Source organism: Pseudactinotalea sp., assembly GCF_048594945.1.
Taxonomy (GTDB): Bacteria; Actinomycetota; Actinomycetes; order Actinomycetales; family Beutenbergiaceae; genus Pseudactinotalea.
The window spans coordinates 1-11,875 of sequence record NZ_JBMDXJ010000178.1 but is presented as its reverse complement, the minus strand read 5'-3'; the positions used below and the strand labels follow the sequence as shown (position 1 = coordinate 11,875).

The following is an 11,875-nucleotide window of genomic DNA, read 5'->3' as shown; positions in this document are numbered from 1 at the left end:
GACGCGCTCGAGGAACTGCTCGATGCCGCGGTACCGGGCTCGAGCGTCTACGGCTCGCTGTACACGTTCACCGATGCAGGCCTGACCGCCGCGATGCTCGCGGCCGACGCCCGCGGCGTGGACGTGCGGCTGATCGTCGAGATGTGTACCGGAGGTGACCCGAACTCCTGCGACGTCAGCACGGAGGTCGCCTCGTTGGTCTCGGGGCTGGGCACCGCCACCGGCGCGACCGGATCGTGGGTGCACCGTTGCTACGCGTCCTGCGCAGGCGGCGGCGTGGGCATCAACCACAACAAGTTCTGGGTCTTCAGCGAGCTCGACGACGGCCGCGAGGACGTGGTGGTCATCGGCTCGGACAACCCCACGCGTCCGCAACAGCAGATGTGGCAGAACAAGGTCACCGTCACCGGCAACAGCGACCTCGCGGAGGGGTTCCGCGACTACGTGGCGGACCTCTTGACGATCCCGGGCACCTCGAAGGTGTTCCAGACCGGGCACCTTGACGCCGGTGACCTGCGAGTGTGGTTCTCACCGCGCGACACCGGCAGCGCCGCCGAGGCGGCCACCATCGCGGACTCGTTCGCACCGCAGTCCGCGCGCACCGACCTGGTCGCCGCCGCGATCGATGACATCGCCTGCTCGCCCACGGCGACGAACGACGTGATCCGGGTGGCGATGTGGGGCATGCGGGCGGCACGCCCGGAGGTGATCGACGCACTCGGCGACAAGCGGGCTGCCGGGTGCACCGTGATCGTCGCCGGCGGCGAGCACCAGGACATGCTCCCGGCGCTGGCCGGCCGTGGCATTCCCGTGTATGCGATGAACCCGGGCGGGTGCCGCCAGAGCTGGTTCGGGGTGGGATCGGGCGCGAACGCCGAGTGCTCGGACGGCAGCATCCACTCCAAGTACATCCTCGTCGAGGGCACCTCGCGGCACTCGGGCGAGCACGTGCGGTACGTGTACACCGGCTCCCAGAACTGGACGAACGGTGCTCTCAAGAAGAACGACGAGGTGTTCCTGCGGATCGACGACCCGACCACGTACGACGGCTTCGTCGAGGACTTCGAGGCGATCGTGCACGCCGCGGTGACGATCTCGCCCGAGCGGTACCCGGACGCCACCTATGGCGTGCTCAACGCGGTCGCGACCGGTGACCAGTTCGAGCCTGCGTCGGCCGCCTACGTGGACAGCGCCGGCCGCCACGTCACCTACACGGCCTTCGCCTCGGGCAGCATCGGTGCCAGCGGGAACGAGATCCGGCTCGCCCGGTTCGTCGACGGCACGCGCGACTGGGAACAGGTTGTCAGAACCGGCGGTGACCCAGGATGGAACTACCGGGAGCCGGACATCGACGTCGCCGAGGACGGGACCGCCGTCGTCGTCTGGGCTGACGACCGCGATGGCAACGGTGGCTACGAACTGCGCGCCGTGACGGCCTCGCCGGCCGGCGCCATCGGCCCGGTGATGTCGATCAACGCGGTCTCGGCAGGCGATCAGCGCTACCCGTCGATCGGCGTCATGCCCGACGGTCGGTTCGCCGTGGCATGGGAGGACACGACGACGGCGGGGGTGACCTCGATCAGGTACGCCGCCTTCACGGCGGGCGGCGTGCGCACCACACCGCTGGCCGGTGGGTACGACGTGCCTGTGCAGGCGGTGGCGGGTGGCTCCTACCTGCGACCGAGCCTCGACCTCAACAGCAGCGGCGTGGTGGTGGTCGCCTGGGAGGACGACGAGGACGGCAACGGTGGCTTCAGCATCCGCGCGAAGAGCGGGCTGCTCGCCGGGACGTTCTCCGGAACGATCGCGGTACACACCGGCTCGCTCAGCGACGGCCAGCAGCGCGAGCCGCGGGTGGCGCTGGCCGACAGCGGCACCTGGTACGTGGTGTGGCAGGACCTGCACACCGGCAGGACCGGCCAGGACGGCAACCCGCAGTCGGCGATCTACGTGCGTGGCTTCGAGGGCAGCAGCGCTCTGTTCGCTCCCCGGACCGCGACCGGTGAGATCCTGCGTTGGGTCAGCGGGCCGAGTGGCTACACCGTGACACCGCAGTCGATGTACGTGAGCGACCGCGTTGGTCGGCAGGCCGAACCCGATGTTGCGGTCGACGCGGCCGGGAATGCCGTGGTCACCTGGCACGAGTCCCCGCAGGCGAGCGGTCTGACGCGGTACCAGAGCGGAACCGAGGTGTGGGCAGCCGGTATCACCGCCGCCGGCGACGACCTCAACGCGTTCCCGGAGTCGCGACTGTCCGTGTTCACGGCCAACGCGCAGACCTCGCCGGCAATCGCGATGGCGCCCGATGGCTACTTCGCCGTCGCCTACGTCGATGACTGGGATGGCAACGGCGGTACCCAGCTGCACCTGCGCACGGCGTTGTACAACTGCGCCCAGACATGCTGACCGGCCTGCTGACCTCCCGGCGCGGGCAGCCCACGGCCGCGGGTCAGCAGGCCCGCGGGCGGCGGGAGCGGCGGCAAGGGCGGCGCGACCGGCGCCTCGCCGCACCGCTGTCGGCCCAGGTGCAGGCAGCACGGGAGGGGGCGGCGCTCGCGCTCGCGATGGCACGCCGGGAGGTGCTCCCCGCGCAGGCACGCACCCGCATCGCGGAGATCGAGCGACGCGGAGACGCCGAGCGGGCGGCGGTGATCGTCGAGCTGTCGCGGGCACTCGCGCCTCCCCTGGACCGCGAGGATCTCTTCCGGCTGTCCCGCACGATCGATGACGTCCTCGACACGCTCCGGGACTTCCTCCGCGAGGCGGATCTGTACCGGATCGAGGATCGCGGCAGCTACGCCCCGATGCTGGAGGGGATCGTGGCAGCGCTCGACCTGCTCGACGACGCGATGCAGGTGCTCTGGACTTCTCCCCGGGACCTCCCGTTGGCCGCGCTGCGGGTGAAGAAGTCTGCCGCGCAGGTCGCCAGGCTCTACCAGAGCGAGTTCGCGCGGCTCGTCAGCGGCGAGGTGGACCCGACCACGTTGACGGCACTCAAGAAGCGCGAGCTCACCAAGAGGCTCGACTGGGTCGCCTCGCACGTGGCCGCCTCGGCCGACGGCTTGTCCGACGGCGCGCTCAAGCGTGGCTACTGAGGCCGCGCTCCTCGCGGTCGCCCTCGGATTCGCCCTCGTCACCGGCATCAACGACGGCGGGGCACTGCTCGCCCCGGGGCTCAGGCTGCCGGGCGGCTCGGTGGCCGTCAGCCTGATCGCGATCGCGGTCGCGACCACCACGGTGCCGCTGGTGCTGGGGACGAGGGTCGCGCAGACCATGCTCGCCGGCATCGTTCCTGCCGAGGCCACACTCGTGGTCACGATCGGCTTCTGCGTGGCGATCGCGGTGGTTCTCGGGCTCAGCCGAGCGGGGCTGCCGACCAGTCTGACGCTCGCGGTGGTCGGCGGCTTGGCCGGTGCCGGGCTGGGCGCCGGTGCGGCAGTGCAGGTCGAGACGCTCGTGCGGGTGCTGGGGTTCGGGGTGCTCGCACCGATCGCCGGCGCACTGCTGGCCTACCTGGGCTCGGCAGCGACGCGCCGGGTGCGCACGCGCTCGTACCGCCGTGCTGTGGGCGGCTGGCACGGGGTGGGGTTCCTCGCGCTGTGCCTGGCGTACGGCATGAACGACGGCCAGAAGGTGCTCGTGCTGTTCATGCTCGCAGCCGGTACGGGCGCGAACGAGCGCCTCCCGCTGTGGGCGTTCGCAGCAGCGGGGGCCATGTTCGCGGTCGGAGCCCTGCTCGGTCTGCCGCGCGTGGCACGCACGATGAGCACGGGGATCCTCGCCGCTGGACCGGTCCACGTGGTGGTGGCGGAGTCGGCCGCCGCCGTGGCCGTGCTCGCCAGTGCAGCCGTGGGGTCACCAGTGAGCATGACGCAGGCCGTGACGGGTGGGCTTGTCGGGGCGGGCAGCCGCGACGGTGTGCGTCGGCTCCGCTGGCTGATGATCGGTCGGGTGGCTATCGCCTGGGTGGCGACGCTACCCGCTGCGCTCATCCTCGGTGCCATGGTGTCGCTCATCGTGATGGCGGTGGTTGCCTCGTAGAGCACACGGGCGGGTCCGGCTTGAGGCGAGTCAGCGCGCGATCGCGGCAGGCCTGTCAGTGGCTGGGGGTGCGAGCGCCGCCTCTGCTCGCGCGAAGGACACCTAGCACCAGAACAGCCGCCGAGGCGGCGTACAGCACCCCGAACGCCATCCGGCCGGCCGGTGGCACGAAGAACTGCACGGGGAACAGCGCGGTCAGGGCGGCCAGCGGCCATGCGGCCCAGCCAGGGCGGAGGGCCAGCGCGCGCGTCGCGGCGATCCCGATCGCCACGCCGGCGACCATCAGCAGGACCAGCCCGATCCCGAATGTCGCAAGAGCGACCGGGACGGTGCGCACCTCCTCGGCGAGTGCGAGTGCGGCGGGGTCGGTGAGCGCTCGGCGGCCGATCACGTGCAGCGCGAACGTCTCGGCGCCGTAGTACGGCAGCACGAGCACGGCGCCGGCAAGGCCGGACGAGCGCGCGACGCGCGCAGCGACCGAGTCGGTCAGGTCGGCGAGCCGCAGCCCGAGCCGGCCCACCGAGGCCAGCGCGAGCGCGCCGCACACGTGCGCCACGAGCCACGCCGTGGAGGCGAACGCCTGCGCGGTCTCGGACTCGGAGCCGGCATCCCCGTACGGGCGAACCAGCAGATAGACGGCCATCAGCACACCGGTGCCGACGGTCGGAGCGAGCAGCTGACGAGCGGGATCACGCATCACGGGCCTCCACGAAAGTGAGAGCGGTGCTCTCGGTTGTCATCGAGAGTAGGCGACGCTGTCGAGAATTGCAAGAGCAGTGCTCTCTGTTTGTGTCAGACTGCGTCTCATGACCGGAGTACGCGAGGCGAACCGTGCCAAGACGACCGCCGAGATCTTGCGCATCGCACGGCGCGAGATCGCCGAGCACGGGGGTGGCGGGCTGTCGATGCGCGCGGTCGCGCGCGAGGTGGGGATGGTCTCCTCTGCGGTGTACCGCTACTTCCCCACGCGCGAGGCGCTACTGACCGCGATGATCATCGAGAGCTACGGCAACCTCGCGGCCGCGCTCGGCGAGGTGCGAGCGAAGCGCCCCGACCACCGTTGGCGGGACCTCGCCCACGCCATGCGTGACTGGGCACGCGCGAACCCAAACGAGTTCCAGCTGATCTACGGGACCCCGATCCCTGGCTACGTCGCCCCGCCGGAGACGGTGCCATCAGCGGCCGCCGCGGTCAGGCCGTTCCTCGAGGTCGGTGCGAAGCGGGCGGTGGAGCCATTCGGCGGCCGCGACCTCACCGCGCAGATGTCCGTGATGAACGACGCCGCTCCCGGGTCCGACCCCTCCGGCTCCGCGGCCGTGATCGCCGAGCTCGGCGCGTTCGTCGGACTGCTCACGCTCGAGCTCGCGGGGCACCTGGTCGGCAGTGCGGACCCCGCCGACCACCTGTGGAACGCCCTCCTGACCCGCCAACTCACCACCCTGAACCTCGCGTAGTCCCACGCACTGCCCGACATGGGCGTTCTGCTGCCAGCAGACGGCTGCGAATCGCCCGGCAACGCTCTCCGCCGGGCGGGGCAGGGTGGGGCGGGCAGGGAGGGCGGCGCAGCTCACCGCGCCACCTCAGCCCAGCGTGATCTCGGCGAGCTCGATGCGGTTGCGGCCGTCGCTGTCGGCGACGGGGAGCTCGGGGAACCACAACGAGATCGCCTGCGCCTCGACCGGCTCGTCGAAGGTGTACGTGACGTTCGATCCCATCGATCCGGACGCGAGCACAGAACCCTGCTGCGGGGCGTCGGGGTCGCCGAGGCGGACCTCCACGAGCCCGCCCTCGCCGTTGACGTCGAGCGTGACGCTCGAGACCATCGCGGTCTCCGCGAGCACCACGGTGAACCCCAGCCCGGGCTTCATCCCGTAGGTGGGGCTGTTGTAGCGCAGCGAGTTCCATGTGGTGTCGGGGTTGCCGTCGAACGCGAGGTAGGCGTTGTCCTGGTTCTCGCCGCCGCTCGCTGTGGGGTCGAAGGTCACTCCCTCCTCGATCGCCACGCGCCCTGCCGACGGCGGTCCCTCCGGGTCCTCCTCCGGCGCCTCGGTGGTGGGTTCGTCGGTGGGGACCGGCTCGGTGGTCGCATCCGCCGACGGCGGCACCTCGCCCGGGTTCGGTCCGGGCGTGAACGCCGTCGAGGCGTCCCTGAGCGTCAGCAGCGCGAGCACGAGCCCGAAGATCACCAGCGCGACCATGACGCACAGCGCGATCGGTGCCGGGTTGAAGCGGGTGCGCCCGTCGCCCGAGCCGTCTTCGTCGTCGTCCTCGACCGGTCGGAACTCGTCGCGGACGTCGTCGACGAACGCTCCGGCGCGCTGCGTGAGCGACCCGATGCGCTGCCCGGCCCCGCCGAAGATCTCGCGCGCGCCGTCGCCGACCTTCTCCGAGACCTCGTTGATCTTCCGGTTCGTGGAGCGCAACGGCGAGGTCACGGTCCGCGCGGCCGCCCCCAGGCCCGCGGAGACCCCCGCGACCCCCGCCGTGGTGGGCTCGGGCTCGGGCGGCTGCGTGGCCTCGGGCTCCTCGTGCTCAGGCAGCGGCTCGCCGTCGGCACCGACCCGCATCGGGAGGTCCGGCAGTCGCTCGGGCTGCTCGCTACCGGGCAGGTCCCACCCGCGCGCCGCCCGCGTGAGCGTTGGCAGCCCCGCGATCGACACGCTCGGTCCCTGCGCACCTGCCGCCGTCGCCACCGGCGTCGCGACGGTCGCCTGCTCGACGGCGGGAGGCGCCACGGGATGGTCGGTCGCCCTGGTCTCCTGCTCACTCCCGGTGGCGTGCGACTCCCCGGCCGCATCAGCCTCCTCGGGTCCGTGCTGTTCCTCGATGCCGGGGTCGCCGGCAGCCACCTCGCCCGGCACCGCGCGCACCACGGTCGCCTCGGGATCGGCCACCGGAGCCCCGGCGCCGGCCGCCCCCAGAGCAACGTGCGTCTCGGTGCGCGAGCCGTGCGCCGGGACCGCGTGGTGCGGGCGGGTGTGGGTGGGGCTCGAGCCGGGGTCGGTGATGAGGTCGGCGAACGGGGTGGGCTCGGCCGTCGCGGGAAGCGGGTGCGGCGCCCAACCCGAGGTGTCGATCACCGAGATCCGCTGCGGACCCACCGGCGCGGCGGCCGCCTGCGCGGTCACGCTCGTCTCGTCGGCGCCCTCCGGCGGGACGCCCCCCGTCTCCTCGCCGGAACTCGCCGGTCCTTCGTCGGCAACGTCAGCCGGCAGCGACTCGACGGCCGCACCCGGCCGCACCACGGGTGGTGGCGCCGCCACCGCACCCATGTCGATCGGCCCCCACGGCGCGAGGTCGGCCACGAGCTCACCCGGGCTGAACGGGCCGTCGTCGTGCTCGCCCATCGTCACGGCGCACAGCGTGTCGAGATCGTTCGGCACGCTCTCGATCACGTCGCCCGCCGGTGCCACGCTCTCGCCCTGCGCGGCTGCGGGCGGCAGCCCGTCGGCCACCTCAGGCGCGCCCGGCCAGGTCCCGGTCAGCGCGGCGTAGAGCAGGTGAACCAGTCCGACGGCGTCACGTCGAGCCGCGTCCTGTGCGTCGTCCGCCTCGATACCCAGCCCCGCGGCCTCGGTGCCGAGGCCCAGAAGGCGCACCCCGCCGTCGTCGGCCAGCACGAGAAGAGACGGACGCAGGGCGAGGTGATGTACACCGCGCCGGCGCGCGGTCTCCAGTGCGGCAGCAGCCTCGCCCACGAGCGCACGGGCCTGCGACGGGGCCAGCGGTCCCGCGCGAAGCAGCTCGGCGAGCGTGATGCCGGCGAGGGCGGGCGTGACCACGAAACCCTGACCGCCTTCGACACCGGCCCGCAGGATCCGCACGAGGCGGGGGTCATCGATGAGGGCTGCGCGGCGAGCGGCGTCGATCGTGGTCTCGCGCTGGGGACCGTCGACGAGCAGCAGCCGGACCGGGGCGTCGAGAGCGGTGTCGGTGCCGGACCAGACCGCGCCCTGGGCACGCTGCTCGAGGGGCTCGTCGAGGCGGAACCGTTCCACGAGCAGCTCGCCGGAACGGAGGGTCACCGAGGAGTCCGTACTCACGTCCCGCTCACCCCTCCCCGTCTGTTCCCCGCTACCGGACATGGTAGACGGCGAGTTCCCCATGCCCCGGCGACCCGGCAGAAGACGCCGCACCCGGGCGAGCGGACCCTGCACGCGAAGCAGCAGCGCGTCGAGCTCGGCCACGTGCAGCGCCCGCACCAGCAACAGGTACCCGCCCACCAGCAGCGCCCCGAGCACCACGAGCCGCAGCACGGCGCCACCGAGCGAGGTCTCCACGCCCCACAGGTGCAGCAGCCCCCACGCGGCGAACGCGGGCGGGATCACCGCGAGCACCACGCGCAGGTGGGCGCGCAGCACCCGGGCACCGTCGAGGCTCGGCAGGTACTTGCGGGTGGCGAGGTAGCCGACCAGCGCCCCGACCGTGTTGGAGAGCGTGGTCGCCACGCCGGTGCCGACCACCCACCACTGCGGGTCCAGCAGCCACCACCCGAGCAGCGCCACCACCGCGAGGATGATCGCCATCGGCACCTGGATGCGGAACAGCGTGCGGGTGTCCTCGTAGGCGTAGAAGACGCGCTGGACCATCGTCCAGATCCCCATCGCGACCAGCCCGAACGACATCGCCACCAGCACGGCGGCCACCGCGCGGTAGGAGCCGAAATTCGAGCGGTCCAGCAGCACCACCTGCACCAACGGCACTGCGAGGACCGCGATCACCGCGGTGGCGAGCACGGTGAAGATGCTGAGCGTGCGCAGGCCGAACGAGAGGTCATCGCGGACCTTGGCACCGTCACGCGCGGCGGCGTTGTGCGAGACGCGTGTGAACAGCGCGGTCACCAGCGACACCGTGACCAGCGACTGCGGCAGCATGAAGATGAGGAAGGCGTTGTCGTAGGTGAAGTTGCCCGCGTGGTCGTTCGCGCTCGCCGCCGCCGCGACGTTCGACACCGCGAGATATCCGACCTGGCCCACCGCCAGCGCAGCGAAGGCCCACGTGGCGACCTTGCTCGCCTTTCCGAGGCCGTGCCCGCGCACGCCCCAGACCGGCCGGAACCGGAAGCCGCTCCGGTAGAGCGGGATCACCAGCACCAACGCCTGCGCGACCACCCCGAGGGTGGCGGTGCCGGCGAGCAGCATGATCTTGTCGGCGGTCCAGTCCCCGGGTGGGATCCCGCCGTCGGCCATGGACCCGAACAGCACGAGGAATGCGGCGAGACCCGCGATGGCGACCACATTGTTGACCGCGGGTGCCCACATGTACGGGCCGAAGATGCTGCGCGCGTTGAGCACCTGGCCGAGGAGGGTGTACAGGCCGTAGAAGAACAGCTGCGGGATGCACCAGTACGCCAGCGCGACCGCGACCGCCTTCCACTCCGGCGGGAACGCACCGGCGTACAGCGTGATCAGCAGGGTCGATGCCGCGGTCAGCAGCACCGTGATGCCCAGCAGGATCGCGATCGCCACGGTCAGGAGCCGGTTGACGTGCTCCTCACCGCCGTCCTTGCGGCGCATCGCTCGCACCACCTGGGGCACGAGCACCGCGTTGAGGATGCCGCCGGCGAGCAGCATCGAGATGATGTTGGGAAGCTTGTTGGCCACCGACCAGGCGTCGGCCATGCTGCCGCCCTGGCCGGTCACCACCACGCCGACCACTGCGACCATGAGAGCGTTCCGCAGCAGCCCGAGCACCCGCGAGACCAGCGTGCCGCTGGCCATCACGGCTGCGGAGGTCGCCAACGCGCGCGGCCCCCGCTCGGCCTGCGGGGGCTGCGCCTTCTGCACCATGGTCATCGGAGCTCTCTCATCGCCGACCTCATTGTGCGGCAGCGCGGCGACCACCGCGCCGGATCGTGCGGATCAGGCCGATGATGAACGCCACAGCGAGCAGGCCCGCCACGATCCCGGTGCCGATGTTCTCCCACTCCGCCCGGACCCGCACCGCGAAAGAGGCGGGCTCGGCGAGGTCGGCGCCGTCGACGTTCGGACGCACGTGCACGTCCACCTGTACGTCACCGTTCGCCAGCGCGGTGATCGGGATCCGCACCGTGCTGGTCTGCTCCGGCCCGAGCACCTCCTCGGCCACCTCGCGCGCCTGCAGCCTGCTGCCCTCGGGCACCAGCTCCACGACCACCCGCGCCTCGACCGGCAGCTGGTTCGACACGGTGACCGGCAGGCTCGCGTCGCCGGAGATCAGCAGCAGGTCGCTGCCTGCCTCCACGCGGATCATCGAGCTGAGGTCGGTGGTGGCGTCGGTCGCCGCGGTGAGCAGCTCCTCGCGCAGTGTGGGCTCCTGCACCAACGAGGCCGACAGCGGCGTCAGCAGGCCCGGCGTGTAGATCTCCTGGATCGTGGACCCGGCGGCCTCGGTGTAGGTCGCCACCACCTCGCGCCCTGCCAGCAGACTCTCGACGGCGGTGGCGTCGACCGCGTCCGGCGTCGCCACCTGCTGGGGGACTTCGAGCGTGGTGCCGGCACCGGTGCGGCCGAGCTGGCTGCGGAGCGTGGCGAACTCGAACCACGGCGCATCGGCCAGAGCCTGCACCTGGTCCGCGAGCTGCCCGAGGTCGCCGGTGCCGATGTCACGCGGCAGCGTGACGAGGAAGCCGCTCGGCTCCTGCGGCAGGGCGCGGGTGAGGACCGCGGACAGTGCGAGGAGCGCCTGCCGACCAGGGATGCCGCTCAGGGTGGAGGTGGCGAGCGCCTGCCCGAGCTCGTCGTCGGAGAGCAGTGCGTCGAGCGAGTCGGAGCCCGCGGTCGCGGTGGCGTGGGTGCTGGCGGCGATCCCGACGTCCCCGGCGCCGAGCACCACCGCTTCGGAGCCGGTATCGATCAGCGCGGCGAGCCCGTCGGCCGACAGCTCGCCGGGCGGCCAGGCCACGTCCTCGATCGTGAGTCCCACATCGGCGAGCAGCTCCTCGGAGCGAGTCACGCCGTCGGACCACAGGTCCTCGCCGCCGGCTGTGACCAACGAGGAGACATCGGCGTCGGCGTAGCCGAGGGCGATGACGTCGCCGCGGCGCTCGCTGGCGGTGAGCCGCTCGATCAACGTCGCGACGGCGGAGCTCTCGTCCTCGGGCGGGGTCGCCTCCTCGGTGCTCGGGGACTCGTCGGGCGTGCCGGTGCCCTCGGCTTCGGCCTCGTTCGCCGCGGCGGCGCCCGGTGGAACGGTCTCCAGCAGCGCCGGGTCGAGCGCGAGCGAGGCGTCGGGTCCCACGGCGTCGAGCACCTCCAGCAGTCGCGGCGCCGCGATCTGGCCGACGGGTACGCCCTGCTCGGCCGCCTGCTGCCACTCCTGCGTGGTGGGTGTCAGCGGCACCAGCAGCGTGAGCTCGGAGGGTGTGCGCACCGGCGGGTCGGTCGGGTACCAGAGCATCGTGGTGCGGGCCGAGCCGGTGGCCTCCTCCGAGCGCGCCTGGATCTCGATGCCGCGCGGACCCCACGCCGAGAGCTGCGAGAACGTGCCGTCCGACCCCAGGGGGATCTCGATCCTGAACGGCACCTCCGCGCCGGCCGCGATCGGGTCGGCGTCCTCCTCGGTGTTCCAGCCGGTGAGCGCGCTCACGTTGAGGTCGGAGGAGCCGTCGAGCCAGGAGGCGAGCGCCTCGGTCGAGCTCGGCACGTGCAGCTGCAGCATCAGCCGCACCGCAGGGGCGGGCAGCTCCTCGTTCGTGGTGTTGCGGATCCGACCCGTGATGACGAGGTCGTCTCCCGTGGTGACCACCGCCGGGGTGACGCCCATGAGCTCGACCACCAGGTCGCCGTCGTCGGCTCGTGCCGGAGTGTGGGGGAGCAGCGCGAGGCCGAGGCCGAGCACGGCGGCGAGCATCGCG

7 protein-coding genes are annotated in these 11,875 nt (G+C 72.0%); 4 read left to right on the top strand and 3 right to left on the bottom strand.

Going from position 1 to position 11,875, the window contains the following annotated elements; translation table 11 throughout:
- The 3 genes from ACOJSN_RS07975 to ACOJSN_RS07965 form a co-directional block, all read left to right on the top strand.
- The coding region (locus ACOJSN_RS07975; RefSeq protein ID WP_420111969.1) for a phospholipase D-like domain-containing protein at positions 1-2,406 on the top strand (2,406 nt) is incomplete at its 5' end.
- Entirely contained in the window at positions 2,400-3,095 is a 696-nt protein-coding gene (locus ACOJSN_RS07970; RefSeq protein ID WP_420111968.1) for a DUF47 domain-containing protein, read from the top strand. The genes ACOJSN_RS07975 and ACOJSN_RS07970, both read left to right, overlap by 7 nt.
- Positions 3,085-4,041 (top strand): inorganic phosphate transporter, encoded by a 957-nt coding sequence (locus ACOJSN_RS07965; protein ID WP_420111967.1) that lies wholly within the window; start codon positions 3,085-3,087, stop codon positions 4,039-4,041. Before ACOJSN_RS07970 ends, ACOJSN_RS07965 begins: the two co-directional genes overlap by 11 nt.
- A gap of 55 nt (positions 4,042-4,096) precedes the next feature.
- Here the strand turns inward: ACOJSN_RS07965 and ACOJSN_RS07960 are convergent, their stop codons facing one another.
- Positions 4,097-4,738 carry a hypothetical protein gene (locus ACOJSN_RS07960; protein ID WP_420111966.1) on the bottom strand — a complete coding sequence of 214 codons (642 nt, stop codon included), beginning with the start codon at positions 4,736-4,738 and terminating at the stop codon, positions 4,097-4,099.
- 109 nt (positions 4,739-4,847) lie between these two features.
- Between ACOJSN_RS07960 and ACOJSN_RS07955 the strand changes: the two genes are divergently transcribed.
- Positions 4,848-5,495 carry a TetR/AcrR family transcriptional regulator gene (locus tag ACOJSN_RS07955; RefSeq protein WP_420111965.1) on the top strand — a complete coding sequence of 216 codons (648 nt, stop codon included), beginning with the start codon at positions 4,848-4,850 and terminating at the stop codon, positions 5,493-5,495.
- Between the two features lie 126 nt (positions 5,496-5,621).
- Here the strand turns inward: ACOJSN_RS07955 and murJ are convergent, their stop codons facing one another.
- Together murJ and ACOJSN_RS07945 are read right to left on the bottom strand one after the other, a co-directional pair.
- A complete protein-coding gene (gene murJ, locus ACOJSN_RS07950; RefSeq protein ID WP_420111964.1) occupies positions 5,622-9,836 on the bottom strand; it encodes a murein biosynthesis integral membrane protein MurJ in 4,215 nt (1,404 codons plus the stop codon).
- 22 nt (positions 9,837-9,858) lie between these two features.
- A partial coding sequence (locus ACOJSN_RS07945) for a DUF6049 family protein (protein WP_420111963.1) occupies positions 9,859-11,875 on the bottom strand: 2,017 nt, incomplete at its 5' end.